Annotated in this window: 19 protein-coding genes; 12 read left to right on the forward strand and 7 right to left on the reverse strand. The window is 61.2% G+C overall.

Annotated elements, in window-relative coordinates; genetic code table 11:
* The 8 genes from copD to WBR57_RS01020 all read left to right on the forward strand — a co-directional run.
* On the forward strand, nt 1-722 hold a 722-nt coding region (copD, locus tag WBR57_RS00985; RefSeq protein WP_424081292.1), incomplete at its 5' end, for a copper homeostasis membrane protein CopD.
* 143 nt (nt 723-865) lie between these two features.
* Nucleotides 866-2,128: an OprD family porin gene (locus tag WBR57_RS00990; protein ID WP_424081294.1), complete on the forward strand. Its 1,263-nt coding sequence runs from the start codon at nt 866-868 to the stop codon at nt 2,126-2,128.
* A gap of 225 nt (nt 2,129-2,353) precedes the next feature.
* The gene (locus WBR57_RS00995; RefSeq protein ID WP_424081296.1) at nt 2,354-3,172 is read left to right on the forward strand and encodes an NAD-dependent epimerase/dehydratase family protein; all 819 of its coding nucleotides are present in this window, start codon (nt 2,354-2,356) and stop codon (nt 3,170-3,172) included.
* A 30-nt stretch (nt 3,173-3,202) separates the two neighbouring features.
* Nucleotides 3,203-4,078: an SMP-30/gluconolactonase/LRE family protein gene (locus tag WBR57_RS01000; protein ID WP_424081298.1), complete on the forward strand. Its 876-nt coding sequence runs from the start codon at nt 3,203-3,205 to the stop codon at nt 4,076-4,078.
* 51 nt (nt 4,079-4,129) lie between these two features.
* Nucleotides 4,130-5,101, forward strand: coding sequence for a TRAP transporter substrate-binding protein (locus WBR57_RS01005; protein ID WP_424081300.1), 972 nt, complete (start codon nt 4,130-4,132; stop codon nt 5,099-5,101).
* 63 nt (nt 5,102-5,164) lie between these two features.
* A complete protein-coding gene (locus WBR57_RS01010) occupies nt 5,165-5,692 on the forward strand; it encodes a TRAP transporter small permease (protein ID WP_424081302.1) in 528 nt (175 codons plus the stop codon).
* Nucleotide 5,693: 1 nt separating this feature from the next.
* The gene (locus tag WBR57_RS01015; protein ID WP_424081304.1) at nt 5,694-6,974 is read left to right on the forward strand and encodes a TRAP transporter large permease; all 1,281 of its coding nucleotides are present in this window, start codon (nt 5,694-5,696) and stop codon (nt 6,972-6,974) included.
* Complete coding sequence (locus WBR57_RS01020) at nt 6,974-7,864, forward strand: aldose 1-epimerase (protein WP_424081306.1); 891 nt, start codon at nt 6,974-6,976, stop codon at nt 7,862-7,864. Before WBR57_RS01015 ends, WBR57_RS01020 begins: the two co-directional genes overlap by 1 nt.
* Before the next feature lie 11 nt (nt 7,865-7,875).
* Here the strand turns inward: WBR57_RS01020 and WBR57_RS01025 are convergent, their stop codons facing one another.
* The 3 genes from WBR57_RS01025 to WBR57_RS01035 form a co-directional block, all read right to left on the reverse strand.
* Entirely contained in the window at nt 7,876-9,039 is a 1,164-nt protein-coding gene (locus WBR57_RS01025) for an HlyD family secretion protein (RefSeq protein ID WP_424081308.1), read from the reverse strand.
* Nucleotides 9,036-10,682 carry an MFS transporter gene (locus WBR57_RS01030; protein WP_424081310.1) on the reverse strand — a complete coding sequence of 549 codons (1,647 nt, stop codon included), beginning with the start codon at nt 10,680-10,682 and terminating at the stop codon, nt 9,036-9,038. The genes WBR57_RS01025 and WBR57_RS01030 overlap by 4 nt, the downstream gene beginning before the upstream one ends.
* Nucleotides 10,683-10,799: 117 nt before the next feature.
* Nucleotides 10,800-11,387, reverse strand: a complete 588-nt coding sequence (locus WBR57_RS01035) for a TetR/AcrR family transcriptional regulator (protein WP_424081312.1) — start codon at nt 11,385-11,387, stop codon at nt 10,800-10,802.
* Between the two features lie 154 nt (nt 11,388-11,541).
* Between WBR57_RS01035 and WBR57_RS01040 the strand changes: the two genes are divergently transcribed.
* From WBR57_RS01040 to WBR57_RS01050, 3 genes are all read left to right on the forward strand, one after another.
* Complete coding sequence (locus tag WBR57_RS01040) at nt 11,542-12,642, forward strand: alkene reductase (protein WP_424081314.1); 1,101 nt, start codon at nt 11,542-11,544, stop codon at nt 12,640-12,642.
* Nucleotides 12,643-12,694: 52 nt separating this feature from the next.
* Nucleotides 12,695-13,483: an SDR family NAD(P)-dependent oxidoreductase gene (locus WBR57_RS01045; RefSeq protein ID WP_424081317.1), complete on the forward strand. Its 789-nt coding sequence runs from the start codon at nt 12,695-12,697 to the stop codon at nt 13,481-13,483.
* A gap of 61 nt (nt 13,484-13,544) precedes the next feature.
* Nucleotides 13,545-14,357, forward strand: a complete 813-nt coding sequence (locus tag WBR57_RS01050) for an oxidoreductase (RefSeq protein WP_424081319.1) — start codon at nt 13,545-13,547, stop codon at nt 14,355-14,357.
* 28 nt (nt 14,358-14,385) lie between these two features.
* Here WBR57_RS01050 and WBR57_RS01055 read toward each other — a convergent pair whose 3' ends face one another.
* The 3 genes from WBR57_RS01055 to WBR57_RS01065 all read right to left on the reverse strand — a co-directional run bounded on the left by WBR57_RS01055 (nt 14,386) and on the right by WBR57_RS01065 (nt 17,777).
* A complete protein-coding gene (locus WBR57_RS01055) occupies nt 14,386-15,864 on the reverse strand; it encodes a DASS family sodium-coupled anion symporter (RefSeq protein WP_424081321.1) in 1,479 nt (492 codons plus the stop codon).
* A gap of 133 nt (nt 15,865-15,997) precedes the next feature.
* Entirely contained in the window at nt 15,998-17,284 is a 1,287-nt protein-coding gene (locus WBR57_RS01060; protein WP_424081323.1) for an amidase, read from the reverse strand.
* 79 nt (nt 17,285-17,363) lie between these two features.
* A complete protein-coding gene (locus WBR57_RS01065; RefSeq protein WP_424081325.1) occupies nt 17,364-17,777 on the reverse strand; it encodes a VOC family protein in 414 nt (137 codons plus the stop codon).
* Nucleotides 17,778-17,893: 116 nt separating this feature from the next.
* Between WBR57_RS01065 and WBR57_RS01070 the strand changes: the two genes are divergently transcribed.
* Complete coding sequence (locus tag WBR57_RS01070; protein ID WP_424081327.1) at nt 17,894-18,814, forward strand: LysR family transcriptional regulator; 921 nt, start codon at nt 17,894-17,896, stop codon at nt 18,812-18,814.
* On the opposite strand, the gene WBR57_RS01075 is transcribed toward WBR57_RS01070, so the two are convergent.
* Nucleotides 18,804-19,431: sulfite exporter TauE/SafE family protein (locus tag WBR57_RS01075; protein ID WP_424081329.1), on the reverse strand; the 628-nt coding region annotated here is incomplete at its 5' end. The genes WBR57_RS01070 and WBR57_RS01075 overlap by 11 nt on opposite strands.

A 19,431-nucleotide genomic window follows, 5' to 3' on the forward strand; every position in this document is an offset into this window, starting at 1 on the left:
GCCGTGGCCTGGCCGGGCTGGGGCTGATCTCCGGCGCGGCCTGGTTGCTGTTGATCACCGCCAGCATGGCCGGCCGTTGGGACGCGGCGCTGCAACCGGCGACCGTGCAGCTGGTGCTGGGCAAAACCTTTTTTGGCCAGGTGTGGGTCTGGCATCTGCTACTGAACCTGCTGCTGGTGATCGCGCTGTTCAAACCCTGGCCCGCCCTGCGCCTGCCCCTGGTTGCATTGCTGCTGGCCACCCTGGCACCGGTCGGGCATGGCGCCATGCTCGATGGGTTGAGTGGGCAATTGCTGATCCTCAATCAGGTCGTGCATCTGGTGTGCGTCGGTGCCTGGCTCGGCGGTTTGATGCTGCTGGTGTTGGTCCTCAGGCAGCCGCAACCGCTGGCGCTGGAGCCGCTGCTGAGGCGTTTCAGCGGCGTGGGTTACGGCCTGGTCGCCGGCATGCTGGTGACCGGCTTGATCAACGTTCGGGTGCTGACCGGGCAACTGTGGCCTACGCCGCTGTTCAATAGTTTTGCGCTGATTCTGTTGATCAAAGTGCTGTTGGTGCTCGGCATGTTGGCGCTGGCGTTGCTAAATCGTTTGCGCATCGAACGCTGCGAACAACGGCTGGGCACTTTGAAAGCCAGCGTGATGCTGGAATGGTTACTGGGTGTTTCAGCAGTTGCAGCGGTTTCGCTTCTTGGCACCTTGCCACCCATGGTAATGGCCGGGTAAAGCCGGCTGAATGATCACGCATAAACCTGAAGTCATCGTATAACTTCTGCTTGACACCCCGCGAAAACCTGGCAAATATCCCGCTCAATGTTGTACGACGACGTATGACAAATAATAAAAACAACAAAAAAGGGAGCTTCACTGTGAGTCAACTCGCCTGCAATTTCTCCACGCGTCTGGGCCTTATCGGTCTCGGCAGCCTGGCCTTCACTCTTCCCCTCAGCGCCCAGGCCGATGGTTTTGTCGAAGACGCCAAGGCCACGCTCAACCTGCGTAACGCCTACTTCAACCGCAACTTCACCAACCCGAGCAACCCCCAGGGCAAGGCGCAAGAGTGGACGCAGAACCTTATCCTCGACGCCAAGTCCGGCTTTACCCAAGGCACCGTCGGCTTCGGGCTGGACGTACTGGGACTGTACTCACAAAAGCTCGACGGCGGCAAAGGCACCGGCGGTACCCAGCTGCTGCCGATCCACGATGACGGGCGCCCGGCCGACAACTTCGGGCGCCTGGGCGTGGCGCTGAAAACCAAGCTGTCGAAGACTGAATTGAAAGTCGGTGAATGGATGCCGGTGCTGCCGATCCTGCGCTCCGACGATGGCCGCTCCCTGCCCCAGACCTTTCGTGGCGGCCAGGTGACCTCGAGCGAAATCGCCGGCCTGACCCTGTACGGCGGGCAGTTTCGCGGCAACAGCCCGCGCAACGACGCGAGCATGGAAGACATGTTCATGAACGGCAAAGCCGCGTTTACGTCGGACCGTTTCAACTTCGGCGGCGGCGAATACACCTTTAATGACAAGCGCACCCAAGTCGGCCTGTGGTACGCCGAACTGACCGATATCTACCAGCAGCAATACGTCAACCTGACCCACAGCCAGCCCGTGGGCGACTGGACCTTCGGCGCCAACCTCGGCTATTTCAACGGCAAGGAAGACGGCAGCGCCCTGGCCGGCGACCTCGACAACAAAACCGCGTTCGCCCTGCTCTCGGCCAAATACCTGGGCAACACCTTCTACGTGGGCCTGCAGAAACTCACTGGCGACAGCGTATGGATGCGGGTCAATGGCACCAGCGGCGGCACCCTGGCCAACGACAGCTACAACGCCAGCTACGATAACGCCAAGGAGAAATCCTGGCAGCTGCGCCACGACTTCAACTTCGTGGTGCTCGGCATTCCCGGCCTGACCATGATGAACCGCTACATCAGCGGCAGTAACGTGCACACCGGCACCATCACCGACGGCAAGGAATGGGGCCGTGAGTCGGAACTGGCCTACACCGTGCAGAGCGGTGCGCTGAAGGACCTGAATGTGCGCTGGCGGAATGCGACCATGCGTCGGGATTTCAGCAACAACGAGTTTGATGAGAACCGAATTTTTATCAGCTACCCCATCTCATTGCTCTAAGGCCGGGCGAAAATCCGGCAGGCACTGGAAAACGAATGTGGGAGAGGGCTTGCCCCCGATGCGGTGATTCAGTCACAAAATGTATTACTGATCCACCCCCATCGGGGGCAAGCCCCCTCCCACATTAAAAGCATCGTCGTCTGTAAGAACGTTGACAATCTGGGGAATCCCTAACGATACTTCGACGCAGTCATACGACAACCTACAACAAAAATTGGAATCCTAATGACCATCACCACGCCCACCCCCTTCAACCGCCTGCTGCTCACCGGCGCCGCCGGTGGCCTGGGCAAAGTCTTGCGCGAGCGCCTGCGCCCCTACGCCCAGGTGCTGCGCCTGTCGGACATCGCCAAGATGGCGCCGGCCGTCGACGCTCGCGAAGAAGTGCACATCTGCGACCTGTCCGATAAACACGCCGTGCACCACCTGGTGGAAGGCGTCGACGCCATCCTGCATTTCGGCGGTGTCTCGGTGGAGCGCTCGTTCGAAGAAGTGCTGGGCGCGAATATCAGCGGCATTTTCCACGTCTACGAAGCCGCGCGTCGCCATGGCGTAAAGCGGGTGATCTTCGCCAGTTCCAACCATGTGATCGGCTTCTACAAGCAGGGCGAAACCATCGACGCCCACTCGCCGCGCCGCCCGGACAGCTACTACGGCTTGTCCAAGTCCTACGGCGAAGACATGGCCAGCTTCTACTTCGACCGCTACGGCATCGAGACCGTGAGCATCCGCATCGGCTCCTCGTTCCCGGAACCGCAGAACCGCCGCATGATGCACACCTGGCTGAGCTTCGACGACCTGACCCAATTGCTCGAACGCGCGCTGTACACGCCAAATGTCGGCCACACCGTGGTCTACGGCATGTCGGATAACCTCGACACCTGGTGGGACAACCGCTACGCCGCCCACCTGGGTTACGCGCCCAAGGACAGCTCCGAAGTGTTCCGCGCCCAGGTTGAAACCCAACCGCCGGTGGCTGACGATGACCCGGCCAAGGTCTACCAGGGCGGTGCGTTCTGCGCGGCCGGGCCGTTCGGTGACTGACGCCACCTCAACCCAAGGGAATGAGTTGCCATGACCGCTGAATTGATTGTCGATGCGCGCAATGCCGTGGGCGAATGCCCGGTGTGGGTGCCAGAGGAAAACGCCCTGTATTGGGTGGACATTCCCAACGGTGGCCTGCAACGCTGGAGCGCCGCCACCGGCCACGTCGCCGCGTGGAAAGCCCCGCAAATGCTCGCGTGCATCGCGCGCACCACGACGGGCAACTGGGTCGCGGGAATGGAGGACGGTTTTTTCCAGCTGACGCCGCACAACGACGGCAGCCTCGACACCACGCTCCTCGCGCATGTCGAGCACCCGCGCGCGGGCATGCGCCTGAACGATGGTCGCTGTGATCGCCAGGGCCGTTTCTGGGCCGGTAGCATGGTGATGAACATGGGTTTGAATGCCGCCGAGGGCATTCTCTACCGCTACGCCGCCGGCCAGGCGCCGCAGGCTCAGTTGGACGGTTTTATCACCCTCAATGGCCTGGCCTTCAGCCCCGACGGCCGCACGATGTACGCCTCGGATTCGCACCCGCTGGTGCAACAGATCTGGGCGTTCGACTACGACATCGAGACCGGCACGCCATCCAATCGCCGCGTGTTCGTCGATATGCATTACTTCCTCGGCCGGCCCGACGGTGCCGCGGTGGATGCCGACGGCTGCTACTGGATCTGCGCCAACGACGCCGGGATGATTCACCGCTTCACCCCCGACGGTCGCAGGGATCGCTCCCTCAGCGTGCCAGTGAAAAAACCCACCATGTGCGCGTTTGGCGGCAGTCGGCTGGATACTCTGTTCGTCACCTCGATCCGTGATGACCAGAGCGAAGCATCACTGTCCGGCGGCGTGTTCGCCCTCAACCCCGGCGTCCAGGGACTGCCCGAACCAAGCTTTACCCTCTAGCTGCATCGTTGTGCCTTGAATAAAAAAATAACAAGACAGGAGACGCACCCCATGGACTTCAAACGCACCTTGCTGGCCGCTGCACTCGCACTTCCCCTCGCGCTTTCCAGCGCCGCCCAGGCGCTGGAAATCAAATTCGCCGACATCCACCCCGCCGGCTACCCCACCGTGGTTGCCGAGGAAAACATGGGCAAGGCCCTGACCCAGGAAAGCAACGGCGAACTGACCTTCAAATACTTCCCGGGCGGGGTCCTGGGTTCCGAGAAAGAGGTGGTCGAGCAGGCCCAGGTCGGCGCCATCCAGATGACCCGCGTCAGCCTTGGCATCGTCGGCCCGGTGGTGCCGGACGTGAACGTGTTCAATCTGCCGTTCGTGTTCCGTGACCAGGCGCATATGCGCAAGGTCATCGACGGCGAAATCGGCGATGAAATCCTCGCCAAGATCACCGATTCCGAATTCGGCCTGGTGGCCCTGGCCTGGATGGACGGCGGCACGCGCAACCTCTACACCAAGAAACCGGTGCGCAAGATCGAAGACCTCAAGGGCATGAAGATTCGCGTACAGGGCAACCCGCTGTTCATCGACGCGTTCAATGAAATGGGGGCCAACGGCATCGCCATGGACACCGGCGAGATCTTCAGCGCCTTGCAGACCGGGGTGATCGACGGTGCGGAAAACAACCCGCCGACCCTGCTTGAACACAACCACTACCAGAACGCCAAGTTCTACACCCTGACCGAGCACTTGATCCTGCCCGAACCGATCGTGATGTCGAAAATCACCTGGAACAAACTCACCCCCGCCCAGCAGGTCATGGTGAAAAACGCGGCCAAGGTCGCCCAGGCCGATGAGCGCGTGCTGTGGGACAAAAAGTCCGCCAGCAGTGAAGAGAAACTCAAGGCCGCCGGCGTCGAGTTCATCACCGTCGACAAAAAACCCTTCTATGACGCCACCGCCCCGGTGCGCGCCAAGTACGGCGCGGCTTACGCCGACATGATCAAGCGCATCGACGCCGTCGAGTAATCACCTCCCCTCCTGCAAGGCCCGGCGCGTTCCGCATTGACGCGCCCGGTTACGGTGAACGCCATGAAGAATTTACTGCTGCGCATCAACGACCGCATTTACATGACCTGCATCTGGGTCGCCGGCCTCTCGGTACTCGGGGTTGCACTGATCATTCCCTGGGGCATTTTCGCCCGCTACATCCTCGGCACCGGCTCCAGCTGGCCGGAGCCCACCGCCATCCTGCTGATGTTGGTGTTCACCTTTATCGGCGCCGCCGCCAGCTACCGTGCCGGCGCGCATATGTCGGTGGCGATGATCACCGACCGCCTGCCAGCCGGCCAACGCCGCATCGTCGGCATCGTGTCGCAGCTGTTGATGGCGACCATCTGCCTGTTCATGACGATCTGGGGCAGCAAGCTGTGCCTGTCGACCTGGAACCAGTTCATGAGCGCCATCCCCACCCTGCGCGTGGGCATCACCTATATGCCGATCCCGATTGGCGGGCTGCTGACGCTTATTTTTGTGCTGGAAAAACTCTTGCTGGGCGACCAGAGCCAGCGGCGCGTGGTGCGCTTTGACCTGGTTGAAGAAAGCGAAGGGGCTGCCTGATATGGACGCATTGATTCTGTTGGGCAGCTTTATCGCCTTGATCCTGATCGGCATGCCGGTGGCCTACGCCCTCGGATTGTCGGCGTTGATCGGCGCGTGGTGGATCGACATTCCGTTCCAGGCCCTGATGATCCAGGTGGCGGGCGGGGTGAACAAGTTTTCGCTGATGGCGATTCCGTTCTTCGTGCTGGCCGGGGCGATCATGGCCGAAGGCGGCATGTCGCGGCGGCTGGTGGCGTTTGCCGGGGTATTGGTGGGCTTTGTGCGCGGCGGCTTGTCGTTGGTCAACATCATGGCCTCGACGTTTTTCGGCGCAATTTCCGGCTCGTCGGTGGCGGACACCGCCTCGGTCGGCTCGGTACTGATCCCGGAAATGGAGAAGCGCGGCTACCCACGGGAATTCGCCACCGCCGTGACCATCAGCGGCTCGGTGCAGGCGCTGCTGACCCCGCCCAGCCATAACTCGGTGCTCTACTCCCTGGCGGCCGGCGGTACGGTGTCGATCGCCTCGCTGTTCATGGCCGGCATCGTTCCGGGCCTGTTGATGAGCGCGTGCCTGATGGTGCTGTGCCTGATCTTCGCGAAGAAGCGCGACTACCCCAAAGGCGAAGTCATCCCGCTGAAGCAGGCGCTGAAAATCTGCGCCGACGCGCTCTGGGGCCTGATGGCCATGGTGATCATCCTCGGCGGCATTCTCTCGGGCATCTTCACCGCCACCGAGTCGGCGGCGATTGCGGTGCTGTGGGCGTTCTTCGTGACCATGTTCATCTACCGCGACTACAAGTGGAGCGAGCTGCCCAAGCTGATGCACCGCACGGTGCGCACTATTTCGATTGTGATGATCCTGATCGCCTTCGCCGCCAGCTTCGGCTACATCATGACGTTGATGCAGATCCCGGCAAAGATCACCACGATGTTCCTGACCCTGTCGGACAACCGCTACGTGATCCTGATGTGCATCAACATGATGCTGCTGTTACTCGGCACGGTGATGGACATGGCGCCGCTGATCCTGATCCTCACGCCGATCCTGCTGCCGGTGATTCTCGGTATCGGCGTCGACCCGGTGCACTTCGGCATGATCATGCTGGTCAACCTCGGCATCGGCCTGATTACCCCGCCAGTGGGCGCGGTGCTGTTTGTGGGCGCGGCGGTGGGCAAGGTCAGCATCGAGAAAACCGTGAAAGCCTTGCTGCCGTTTTACGGCGTGCTGTTCCTGGTGCTGATGGCCGTGACGTACATCCCGGCGTTGTCGCTGTGGCTGCCAGGGCTGGTGCTGTGATGCTGCTTGAACTCGAGGATGACCTGACCCACCTCACCCTGGCCCCGGCCATCGGTGGCAGCATCGTCAACTGGACGGTGCGCGCCACCGGCCAGCCGTTGTTGCGCCGTAGCGATGAGCAGGCGCTCGCCACCGGGTTGCCGGGCAAACTGGGGTGCTATCCCTTGGCGCCCTGGTCCAACCGGATTGCTCAAGGCGGTTTTGACAACCCGGACGGCTGGCTGGCGTTGACGCCCAACAGCCTGACCGCCCCCCTGCCGATTCATGGCTCGGCCTGGCAACAGGCATGGCAGGTGGTCAGCCAGTCGGCCCAGGAGGTACTGCTGGAGGCGGTATGCGAAACGCCATTTGCCTACCGCGCCGAGCAACGTTTCCGGCTGCGGGACGGCGCGTTGAACATCGAACTGCGCGTGACGCATCTCGCCGAAAAAGCCGCCTGGCATGGCCTGGGATTGCACCCCTACCTGCCGCGCCGGCCTGGGACGCGGTTGCAGGCCAAGGCGGCGCAGGTCTGGCTGAGCGATGCGTCCAAACTGCCCACGGGCCTGGCGGCGATACCGCACGCCTGGGACTTCCAGGCGTTGAAAAGCTTACCCGAAGGTTTGGTGGACAACGGGTTCTGCGACTGGGACGGGTATTGCCGGGTCGAGCAACCGGAACTGGGCTATGCACTGGAGTGCCGGGCCCGCGGGGCGGATTACTTCTTGCTGTATTGCCCGCCGGGGCTGGGGTTCTTTTGCATCGAGCCGGTGAGCCATCCGGTGAATGCACATCACCTTCCGGGCAGGCCCGGGTTGAAACTGTTGGAGCAGGGCCAATCAATCCAACTCGATTTCACCCTGAAATACATTCCAAATGTGGGAGGGGGCTTGTCCCCTTCCACATTTTGATCTGCGGTGTATCAGGGCGGGCTGTTTTTCAGGCGCCCTGCCGTGTCGATACTCACTACCACCGATAACCCCGGCCGCAGCCGCTCGCTCTCCGCTTGGTCAGGGTCCACGGTAATCCGTACCGGCACACGCTGGGCGATCTTCACAAAGTTGCCGGTGGCATTGTCCGCCTGCAACAGGCTGAACTCCGACCCGGTCGCCGGGGAAATATGCTGCACCGTGCCGCGAAACTTGCGGTGGTTCAGCGCATCCACGGTGAAGGTCACCGGCTGGCCAACCTGCACGTTATCCATCTGGGTTTCTTTCATATTGGCGATCACCCACAGCTGGTTCGGCACCAGGGCCATCAGCTGGGCGCCGGAGTTGACGTAGGCACCGAGGCGCACGCCAATCTGCCCCAACTGGCCGTCACGCGGCGCGGTGATGCGGGTGTTGGACAGGTCGATCCGCGCCAGCTCCACCGCCGCCTCGGCGCTAGCCACTGCCGCTTCCAGGGAGCCGCGATTGACGATCACCGTCTGCAGGTCCTGCCGCGCAATTTCCAGGCTGGCCTGGGCCTGAGCTACTGCCGCGATGGTCTGCGCATTCGCGGCGCGGGTCACGTCCAGCTCGCGCTTGGATACCGAACCATCACTGATCAATTCTTCATTGCGGCGCAAATCCGCAGTGCTCTTGCGCGCCTGGGCCTGGCTGTCCGCCAGCGCGGCCTGGCGCAGTTTGATCGTCGCTTCGGCGCTGTTGCGTTGCTGCACCACGTTCGCCAGTGAGGCTTTCTGCACCGCCAATTGCGCCAGGGCCTGGTCGAGGCGCTGCTTGTAGATGCGGTCATCCAGGCGCACCAGCAGGTCGCCGGCCTTGACGTACTGGAAGTCCTGCACCGGCACTTCGAACACATACCCGCTGAGCTGCGGGCCGATAATCGTCACCTGGCCGCGCACCAGGGCGTTTTCGGTGGTTTCCACCGCGCTGCTGAATGGCGGCAGTTGCCAGGCATAGAGCACGATCAGCACACCGACGATGGCAATCGCGGCAAAGCCCAGCGACGAAACAATGCGCACCCGCAGCGAGCGCGGTTCGGTGACCGTGGCGCCCGGCGGCGTGGTGCCTTCCGGGGTGGACGCGATGGCGTTGGTGGTCGTGGTGGTGGAGCTAGTCGTACTGCTCGGTTCGGTCATGAAGTAACGCCGCTGGGTTGAACGGGAGTGGCTGCTGCCTTGGTGGTGCTCATCAGCCACAGACTGCGGATAAAGATCCAGATCATGGTCAGGATCGCGATGATCGCGATCAGCATGAACACATCGTTGTAAGCCATTACATTCGCCTCACGGGTCGCCGCCGTGGCCAGGCTGCGTATGCCCATGAGGTTGCGCAATTGCGGGTCGGCGATGATACCGCCGTAGGCAGAGCCGCCGCTCTGCACCCGCGCGGCCACACGCGGGTCGAGCAGGGTCAGGTGTTCGACGATCATGCTCGAGTGAAACTTCTCGCGCACGATCTGGAACGTCCCGAGCAACGCCGCACCGATCAGGCCGCCGAGGTTCTGGCAGATCCCGAACATCACCGAAAAACTCACCAGGTTGCGCGGGTTGGTCAGCACGTTTTTGGTGCCCAGCACCATGGTCGGCCCGAGAAAGAAGGTGCCGCCAAAGCCTAGCAGGAACTGGCTGATATACATGTTTTGCGGGCGGGTCAGGTTGCTTGAAAAACTGTCGATCACCGAGCCGGTAGCCATCAGCGCCAGGGAGATGATCAGCGGCATCAGCAGGTGCGCCGGGTTGATCGTCAACGCGCTGACCACCAGCCCCGCAATCGCCCCGGCGAGCATCACCACGTAGAGCGTGTGCATCTGCTGGTAGCTCATGTTCAACATTTGCATGAAGCCCACCGCACCGGTGGACTGCTCCGACAGCACCATGCGAATCAGGATCACCGCCAGCGCCAGACGGATCATGGTGCCGCTACCCAGCCAGCGGGTCATCAGCATCGGGTTGGCGCGGTTATGCTCGATGGCCAGGCCGGCCATGATCAACACCAGGGAACAGGCCGAGGCGATGCCGATCCACGGTGCTTCCAGCCACCAGTCGATGCGCCCCAGGGACAGCACCGCGCACAGCAAGGCCACACCGGTGGCAAGGATGGCGAAGGTGAGAAAGTCGAGTTTTTCAAAGGTCTTGAAACGGTCGCCGGGTGGCAGCTTGAGCAGGAACACACAGCCCAGGCAGATCAGCGCCAGCCCGAGTTCGAACAGGTACAGGCCGCGCCATTCGGCGATCTGCAGCAAGTCTTCGGAAAACAGCCGCGCCAATGGCAGTGCCAACTGCGCAGTGCCCAACCCCAGCACCAGGGCTTTCAAGCGCCATTTGGCGGGGAACGCCTGGATCATGTAGTACAAACCCAGGGAGCTCAGCGCAGCGCCGACCATGCCGTGGGCCGCCCGCACGGCGATGGCCGAGTTGAGGTCGTTGACGAACAAGTGGGCGAAGGTCACCAGCGCGTACAGCACCAGGAACACTTCGGTGAATGCGCGCAGGCCGAACTGCTGGCGAAACTTCACCAGCAGCAGGTTCATGCAGACGTTGGTCATGACGTAGGCGGCGGGCAGCCAGGCCATTTCGGCGGTGGTCGCACCCAGGGCGCCTTGCAGGTATTGCAGGTTGGCGATCACCAGCGAATTGCCCAGCCCCCCGGTGATGGCGACCAGCACGCCCACCATCGCGAACAGCCAGCGCTTGTGCGTGGGGTGCAGCGGCGTCGACGGCGAGCCCGGCAGGCTCGGGCGCTCGTGGGGCTGCCAGGTGTGGGGGGTGTATTTGTCCATTCGATGACCTAGATGAGCCGGCGGGTGACGCCGGTAAAACCATTACTCAGAGACAGTAAACCTGAGCGGAGTTCATCTTGCCATCGCGGACTCATCGGTGAGCGCCCATCCAGCCACTCACACGCTGCTTTCTTGACTCGACGGCAGTGAGGCCAACAGCTCGGCGCGGCACGTTTCGAGAATTTCATCGGCGAGCGGCGAGTCATCCGGACACGCCCGTGACAGCATCACGGCACCGATGGCATGGGCCAGCAGGTCGATCATTTTCGCGCGGGCCTCTGGCCGGGTTACATCCAGACCCGCCGTGTACTTTTCCTCGAGTGCTGCCAGCGTGTTTTCCACGCCACTGGCAAAGGTCGCCTTCAGGTCATCGGACTGGCGGGCGGCGTCACCACACAACGCCGCCATGGTGCACCCCACGCCCCTGCCATCCCTGTGATCCCTGGACACGTACAGGTTGACGAATCCCGGCACGTCGAGATCGCACGTACTCGACAGGGATTTGGCCAGGCTATTTTCCGCTGCTTCAGCCATCAGGTCAGCCTTGGAGCCGAAGTGTTTGTAGAAGCCGCCCTGGGTAAAGCCGGCCGTGGCCATGAGTTCTGCCACGCCCACACCGTCATAGCCTCGCTCACGAAACAGCTCTGACGCCGTGTCCACAATATGCGCTCGATTGGCGAGCGATTGCGTCTTGGTGATCTTCATTTCGCGCCCCTGAAACTCCTGAACAATGGCCCGACTATACTCTGATGTCGATCACAATCAAAACTGTTGACACGTTTGATTATGATCGACATCATAAAAACACGCCGCTGTCGGGCGCAGATCCCCGTCTCCCATCAACGTGTATGGAATCGATATGAACGAACAAAGCGTGTTTGAACCCTACACACTCGGCTCACTGACACTTTCGAATAAAGTGGTGATGGCCCCCCTGACACGTAACCGCGCCGGGGCAGGCTTTGTTCCGAGTGAGCATGCTGCGACCTATTACAGCCAAAGGGCGACGGCAGGCCTGCTGATTGCCGAGGCAACCCAGATCTCACAGCAAGGTCAGGGTTATCAGGATACCCCCGGTATCTATACGCAGGCCCAGATAGAGGGCTGGCGCGCAGTCACCCATGCCGTGCATGCCAAAGGCGGGCGCATTTTCCTGCAGTTGTGGCATGTCGGGCGCGTGTCCCACGTAGACCTCCAGGAAAACGGTGCAGCCCCGGTGGCGCCTTCTGCCCTGCAGGCCGCGACGAAGGTCTTCGTCAACAACACCTTCGCCGATGTTTCAGCCCCGCGCGCGCTTGCTATAGATGAGTTGCCCGGGATCGTTAATGACTTTCGCCAAGCGGCGATCAACGCCATCGCCGCAGGTTTTGATGGCGTGGAGATCCACGGCGCCAACGGCTACCTGCTGGATCAGTTCCTCAAGGACGGCGCCAACATTCGTACCGACGCCTACGGTGGCTCGGTTGAAAACCGTGCTCGCTTGGCGCTTGAAGTCACGGCTGCCGTGGTGGACGCGGTCGGTGCCGATCGCACGGGCATCCGCATTTCCCCGGTGTCACCCGCCAACGGCATTTCAAGCAGTGATCCGCAGCAACAGTTCGATTACCTCGTCGACCAGCTCGATGCCTTGGGCCTGGTTTACCTGCACGTGGTAGAGGGTGCAACGGGTGGGCCACGCGACGTCGCGCCTTTCGATTTTGGCGCGCTACGCCAACGCTTCAAAAATACCTACATTGCCAACAACGGTTATGACCTGGACCTGGCGATTTCGCGACTCAACGACGACAAGGCCGATCTGATCGCCTTCGGACGTCCGTTCATTGGCAACCCTGATCTGGTCGAGCGGCTCAAGCACCATGCGCCCCTGTCCGCATTCAACCCCGCGACGTTGTATGGCGGCGGTGCTGCGGGTTACATCGACTACCCGACACTGGCCGAGTCCCGCGCCGCCAAGGGCTGAATAGCCCTGGAAACCCGAATCGCTGACCCCCTTCCTTCAAGAGCATCTATTTATGAGCCTCCCAGAAACCGTACTGATTACCGGCGCCTCCACAGGCATTGGCGCGATCTACGCCGAGCGTTTTGCCCAGCGTGGGCACAACCTGGTGCTGGTTGCCCGCGACAAAAACCGCTTGGACGCACTCGCCTCGCGGCTGCGTGAACAACACGCGATCTCTATCGACGTGATCCAGGCCGACTTGACTCAAACCAATGATTTGATGCGCGTCGAAGCTCGCCTGCGAGATGACGCGAGTATCGGCATCCTTGTGAACAACGCGGGCGCCGCCCAATCCGGCAGCTTCATCGAGCAATCCACCGACAGCGTTGCCAACCTGGTTGCGCTCAACACCACCGCACTGGTGCGACTCGCCAGCGCCATCGCGCCACGCCTGGCACACGCGGGCCATGGCGCGATTATCAACATTGGCTCCGTGGTAGGCCTGGCACCGGAATTCGGGATGAGCGTCTACGGTGCGACCAAGGCATTTGTGCTGTTTCTGTCCCAGGGCCTGAGCCTTGAACTCTCGCCCAAAGGCGTCTATGTGCAGGCTGTGCTGCCGGCGGCCACCCGCACGGAAATCTGGGAGCGTGCGGGCATCGACATCAACGCCCTGAGCGACATCATGGCCGTGGACGACCTGGTCGATGCGGCGCTGGTCGGTTTCGATCGTCGCGAACCGGTGACCATTCCGCCGTTGCAAGACGCCGCGCGCTGGGATGCCCTGCAAACCGCCCGCCAGGGGTTGCTTGCCGAGATTCGCCAATCGGCAGTCGCCGAGCGATATCAGGCCAAGGCGTGATTGCCACGCGAAACCATGAGCGACAGGCATTCAATCACTGAAGCTCAGAACGGAGTCTTGAATGAAAACATCGTCCGAAAAAACCGCGATAGTCACCGGCGCATCCTCCGGTATTGGTCAAGCCACCGCTCAAGCACTGGTGCGTGCAGGGTATCGGGTGTTTGGCACGAGTCGCCAGGCGGCGGCCAGCCCGACGCCAGTGTCCATGCTCGCCTGCGATGTAACGGACGAGGGCTCAGTCAATGCGCTGGTTTCCAGCGTTCTCGCGCAGACCGGGCGCATCGACCTGTTAGTCAACAATGCCGGGGTCGGGATGGCGGGCGGCGCTGAAGAGTTCTCGATCCCACAGGTGCAGGCATTGTTCGACGTCAACCTGTTCGGCGTAATCCGCATGACCAACGCGGTATTACCGTCGATGCGTGAAGCAGGCCAGGGCCGCATCATCAATATCGGCTCGATTCTAGGGCTGATACCCGCGCCCTACTCCGCTCATTATTCGGCGGTCAAGCATGCGCTGGAAGGCTATTCGGAATCCCTTGATCACGAGGTGCGAGCCTTCGGTACACGCGTGTCGGTCATCGAGCCCGCCTTCGTGCGTACCGTCTTCGATCAGAACGGCATTGAGCCGGACTCGCCGTTGAAACAATACGAACAACCTCGCGCCGGGTTCAAGGCCTTGCTCAGCGAGGTGATGCCCAAAGCCGACCTTCCAGATGTCGTGGCGGCAGTGGTGGTGAAAGCCGCGACCGACCACTCACCTCAGCATCGCTACACGGCCGGCAAGGCAGCGCGACAAATCAGCCTGCTGCGCCGCTTTGCCCCCGCCGGGTTTTTCGACAAAGCCTTGCGCAAGCAATTTCGCCTGCCGGTTTGAAACGGATGGATCTGAAGCGTATTCACCCTCAGATCCAGCCAAGCCAACTCCAGTAGGTGGCGGCGAACACCAGCATCAACCCATAGCCAATCAGTGTGACCAGAACCCCCACCTTGGCAAACTGCCGCGCCGTAAATGTCCCGGTGCCCAAACACACCATATTCTGCGGCGCATTGATCGGCAGGATGAACCCGTAACTCATCACAAACCCCAGCAGCATGGTCATGCCCAACCGGCTGAACTCCCCCGGCAAGGTCTGCAACACCGCGATCAGAATCGGCAGCAACGCCGAGGTCAATGCCGTGGCGCTGGCAAACCCCAGGTGAATCACGATCAAAAACGCCGCCAGAATCGCAAACACCCCCAGCGGCCCCACCTGGTCCAACCCGGTGTGCGCCACCACCTGCGCCCCCAGCCATTGGCCCGCCTGGGTGGTCAGCAGTGCGGTACCGAGGCTGATGCCGACCCCGAATACAATCACCGTGCCCCACGGGATCCGCGACTGCACGTCCTTCCAGGTCATCACGCCGATACCGGGCAACAGCAGGAACACCAAGCCGGCATAGGTCGTCGACGTCGTGTCGAAACTGTGCAGCCGCCCTTCGGTGGCCCAGGCCAACAGCAATAACACCGACACCGTCAGCAAGCGCTTCTGCGGCCCGGTCATCGGCCCAATGTCCACCAGCGACTGCGCCACCGCCTCCTTGCCGCCAGGGATGCTGTCGGTTTCCGGCGGCAACAGCTTGAGCACCAGAAACAGCAGCACCGCCGACATGATCAACGCCCAGGGCGCGCCAGCGATCAGCCAGTCGATCCACGACACACGCTGGCCGAGCATCTTGTCCATAAAGCCGACCGTCAGCAGGTTCTGCGCGGCGGCGGTCTGGATGCCGACGTTCCAGATGCTGGTGCCCTGGGCCACCACGATCATGATCCCGGCGGCGATATTCGAGCGTTTGTCCACGCCAAACGCGGCGATCACGCCCATCATGATCGGCACCACACAGGCACTGCGCGCCGTGGCGCTGGGCACGACCAGGCTGAGCAGGATGGTCACGGCAATGGCGCCGAGCAGGATGCGCCGGGTGCTGGTGCCGATGCGGCTGAGGGTCACCAGCGCGATGCGCCGGTCCAGGCCGGTGTGGGTCATGGCGGCGGCGATAAACAACGCGCCCGCCACCAGGGCCAGCGCCGGGTTGGAGAACCCGGTCAGCGCCATGCTGATCGCCGGGCTGGAGCCGATCAAGTGCGTGGGGTCTTGCAGCGACGGTGCGGTGCCGAGCAAAAACGCCATCAGCGAGGTGATCATGATCGCGCTGGCCTCATAGGACACCGCTTCGCTGATCCACACCACCACGGCAAACGCAAGGATCGCCAGCATGCGGTGCCCGGCCACCGGCAAGTCAGCCGGCAGCGGCAACAACAGCACCCCGACCATCACCAGCACGGCGAGCACCAGGCCCAAGGGTAACTTGAAGGATGCAGCGGGGGTTGCGGGGGCGTTCATGAGCTGCTCCGTCAGGCCTTAAATTCAGGCCGGAGCATGGCGCAGAATACCGCAGGCGGTGTTGACGAGTATCAAGGCGCCGGTATTCGCCTCAGGCCAATAACTGCATAGCCCGCCATTCGGCGGCGCCAACCTAAACGCGCGCCGCCTTCACCACTGCAGCAACCTGCTCAGCCACTTGCAGCAAATGGCTATCATCTCTGAACCGGCCAATCATCTGAAGCCCAACCGGCAGCTCCCCCGCCTTGCGCACGAGCGGAATATTGACTTGCGGCAAACCAAACGCCATCCAGAACTTGATGAAGTCGGATGGCCCGGTGGCGTCCAGGCCCACCGGGGCAACAATGCCACAGCTCGCCCCCAGCACGGCATCAAACGGCTTGAATAGCTCTTCCAACACTGCAGCCAGCCTCGACAGCCGTCGTTTGGCAGCTGACTCTTGCTTCCAGGTCGTCCGACTTGCGCGCTCGAACATAGCAATGAGTTCGACGCTCAGTTTGTCCGGCTGCGTATTCATCTCGGTGTAAAGCGAGCGAGCGCCCTCGCAATCATTTATCAAAAGATGGTCATCAAAAACACTGGAGAACGCCTCGGGCAGAACGACTTCACTCACTTGATGGCCTGCCGATCGCAGGTTTTCCACCGCGGCTTCCACTGACTTAGCCACCGCCCTGTCTACCTGATCCCAACGGGCCGTACGGCAAAAGCCGAACGACCGTAAAGGGCTTTCAGGCACAGCCTTGGGGAAACCAGGAATCAGGACCTGGGCTATCAGGCTCAGGTCACGCACAGATCGCCCATACCAACCCGCCGTGTCAAAACTGGGTGCGAGTGGCTTTACCCCTTCAAGCGACACCAGTCCGTACGATGGCTTGAAGGCATAAACCCCACAATACGAGGCGGGTTTGATCAGTGATCCTGCCGTTTGTGTCCCCAACGCGATGGGGAAAAAACCGGCGGCCATCCCCGCTGCGGCGCCGGCACTCGAACTTCCAGGCGTTCTGTGTAGATCATGCGGATTACGGGTAGGCCCGGTATGCATATAAGCGAACTCGGTGGTATGGGTCTTGCCCATAATCACTGCCCCGGCCTGACGCAGCAGCGATACAACATGGGCGTCTCGGGAGGGACGGTTGCCCGCATAGATCGGCGAGAAAAAACAGGTGGGATGATCCACGGTGTCGTAGTTGTCTTTGACCCCCACCGGAATACCTGCCAATAAACCTTTAGCCTGCGTCTTGCTCAATTGGCGGGCTTGAGTACGAACCGCAGCGGGGTCGAAAGACACGAAGGCTTGTATTACGTACTCCTGAGACGCGACGCGCCCAAGAAAATATTCGGCTACCTCCTCCTCACTCAAGAGATCCGAACGTACCGCTTCCACGAAAGCGGTGGCATCTGCATAATCAAAATTGTACATAGCGCTCCCCGTATTCCGGCTCAACTGCATTACCTCTGATCATTAGCGGGCGACTTACATTAAATAGTGAGAAAAATCTCTAACTTGCGTAGGCCGCTTCCAAGTTGGAGAAACCTTTTATCTCAATGGGATTTCCGGCAGGGTCAAGGAAAAACATAGTTGCTTGTTCACCCGGTTCCCCTGCAAAGCGAATATGCGGAGCAAGGATAAAATCCACGCCACTCTGGATCAGGCGATCTTTGACCGCCCCCCATTCGGACATTTCCAGCAGCACACCAAAATGCGGCATCGGCACCAGATGTTCACCGACTTTCCCGGTATTTGTCACCGGAAAAGGCGCACCCAAGTGCAACGACAATTGATGCCCGAAGAAATCTACGTCTACCCATGTATCGGTGCTTCGACCTTGCGTGCAGCCCAGTACGCCACAGTAAAACTGACGCGAGCGCTCTAAATCACGAACATGAAAAGCAAAATGAAAAACCGACCGCATAAGACACTCCTTAAATCATCGAAAGATTAAAGTTAACAGCGGGATAGAATGAAGCTTGTGCCACTTTCAGATAAAGAGATAGCCTGTAATTCTTATTCATACCGAAAGTTATCTTTATGGATACACGCTATCTGAAGAGTCTCATCACGGTTGTGGAGTGCGGTTCCATCGCTCATGCCGCACGGGCTGAAGGGTTGACGGCAGCCGCCGTCAGTCAGCGAATTCTGGCCCTCGAACGGCAACTGGGCATCGAACTGCTGTGTCGCCTCGGTCATGCGGCCAAGCCGAGTGAAGCGTGTGTGGCGTTACTGCCAAGGGCCAGGCGCATCGTTCGCGAAGTTGCACTGCTGGCGGGCGATGCCGACGGCGTGGGGCTTACGGGAGAGCTGAAGGTCGGCGCGATTTCGACGGTCCTTACCGGCCTGCTTCCAGCAGCATTGCGAAACCTGACAGAGCAGGCTCCCAGCCTGAAATTAGTGATAGTGCCGGGAACCTCGCGCTCGCTGTATCAGGCGCTTCTCGCGGGCGAGCTGGACGCGGCGTTATTGGTGGCCCCACCCTTCGAATTGCCAAAAGCATTACAAAGCAGGTTACTGCGTAAGGAACCCTTGGTCCTGCTATCGAAGAGCACGTCCTCGAGCAGCATCCTTTCTCAGCTGCACACTCAACCCTATATACGTTATGACCCGGACGCCTGGGGCGGACGCCATGCACAGCGTTACCTGGCAGACAATGGCTTGATGCCAACGCCCCTGGTGGACCTCGATGCGCTGGAAACCATCGCCGTGCTGGTATCCGAAGGCCTGGGCGTGAGCCTCGTACCGTATTGGTCCGGTTTTGAACAATGGGGCCAGCGGTGCACAGTGAGCAAGGTCAAGAGTGCGCGCTATGACAGAGAAATCACATTGGTCAACCCTATCCAGACTGACCGACCAAACATGATCAGCATTTTGCACCAGGCACTCTGCGCGAGCAGCGCGTGCATGGTGGCGGGGACGCTGACGGGCCCGGTTCCAGGCCCGCCGCTTACGGCATAAAACCGGCCTTGACCAACATACCGACCGCCACCATGACGCACAGGCTGGCAAACCCCACCTGCAAGGTGCGTGCAGGAATCACCGAGCACAGGCGCCGACCGGCGAGCATGCCGACGATACTCGCGCCGATAAATACCCAGCCTACTGGCTCGATGCGCACGCCAGCATGCAACGCGCCGGCCACGCCGATCAGCGAAATCAGGCTGATCACCATCAACGAGGTGGCGACGATCCCGCGCATCTGCACGTCGGTGAGTTGCTTGAACGCCGGCACGATCAGGAAACCGCCGCCCACGCCGAGCAAGCCCGACACCGCTCCGGTGACCGCGCCGAGGGCGGCCAGGGTGGCGCTGCACTTGGCGGTCCAGGCCAGGCGCCCGGTCTGCTGGTCGAGCATGCAATTCTTCTGGCCCCAGGAGGCGGCGCCATGGTCACTTGGCCCGGGCTCGCGTTTTTCACGCTGCAACATGCGCCAGGCCACCAGTACCATCAGCGCGCTGAACAGGCCCATCAGCACCGGCTCCGGCATCTGGTGGGCGAGAAACACCCCCAGCGGCGAAAACAGCGCGCCAAGCAACGCGATCAACAGCGCCGCGCGGTAACGCACCAGGCCATGG

Origin of the sequence: Pseudomonas sp. (assembly GCF_049590575.1) — a bacterium.
In the GTDB taxonomy this organism is placed as follows: domain Bacteria; phylum Pseudomonadota; class Gammaproteobacteria; order Pseudomonadales; family Pseudomonadaceae; genus Aquipseudomonas.

Excerpts from the sequence above, each read along its gene's own strand:
- WBR57_RS00995 (WP_424081296.1), top strand. The coding sequence starts at position 2,354 with ATGACCATCACCACGCCCACCCCCTTCAACCGCCTGCTGCTCACCGGC.
- WBR57_RS01000 (WP_424081298.1), top strand. The coding sequence starts at position 3,203 with ATGACCGCTGAATTGATTGTCGATGCGCGCAATGCCGTGGGCGAATGC.
- WBR57_RS01005 (WP_424081300.1), top strand. The coding sequence starts at position 4,130 with ATGGACTTCAAACGCACCTTGCTGGCCGCTGCACTCGCACTTCCCCTC.
- WBR57_RS01010 (WP_424081302.1), top strand. The coding sequence starts at position 5,165 with ATGAAGAATTTACTGCTGCGCATCAACGACCGCATTTACATGACCTGC.
- WBR57_RS01015 (WP_424081304.1), top strand. The coding sequence starts at position 5,694 with ATGGACGCATTGATTCTGTTGGGCAGCTTTATCGCCTTGATCCTGATC.
- WBR57_RS01020 (WP_424081306.1), top strand. The coding sequence starts at position 6,974 with ATGCTGCTTGAACTCGAGGATGACCTGACCCACCTCACCCTGGCCCCG.
- WBR57_RS01025 (WP_424081308.1), bottom strand. The coding sequence starts at position 9,039 with ATGACCGAACCGAGCAGTACGACTAGCTCCACCACCACGACCACCAAC.
- WBR57_RS01030 (WP_424081310.1), bottom strand. The coding sequence starts at position 10,682 with ATGGACAAATACACCCCCCACACCTGGCAGCCCCACGAGCGCCCGAGC.
- WBR57_RS01035 (WP_424081312.1), bottom strand. The coding sequence starts at position 11,387 with ATGAAGATCACCAAGACGCAATCGCTCGCCAATCGAGCGCATATTGTG.
- WBR57_RS01040 (WP_424081314.1), top strand. The coding sequence starts at position 11,542 with ATGAACGAACAAAGCGTGTTTGAACCCTACACACTCGGCTCACTGACA.
- WBR57_RS01045 (WP_424081317.1), top strand. The coding sequence starts at position 12,695 with ATGAGCCTCCCAGAAACCGTACTGATTACCGGCGCCTCCACAGGCATT.
- WBR57_RS01050 (WP_424081319.1), top strand. The coding sequence starts at position 13,545 with ATGAAAACATCGTCCGAAAAAACCGCGATAGTCACCGGCGCATCCTCC.
- WBR57_RS01055 (WP_424081321.1), bottom strand. The coding sequence starts at position 15,864 with ATGAACGCCCCCGCAACCCCCGCTGCATCCTTCAAGTTACCCTTGGGC.
- WBR57_RS01060 (WP_424081323.1), bottom strand. The coding sequence starts at position 17,284 with ATGTACAATTTTGATTATGCAGATGCCACCGCTTTCGTGGAAGCGGTA.
- WBR57_RS01065 (WP_424081325.1), bottom strand. The coding sequence starts at position 17,777 with ATGCGGTCGGTTTTTCATTTTGCTTTTCATGTTCGTGATTTAGAGCGC.
- WBR57_RS01070 (WP_424081327.1), top strand. The coding sequence starts at position 17,894 with ATGGATACACGCTATCTGAAGAGTCTCATCACGGTTGTGGAGTGCGGT.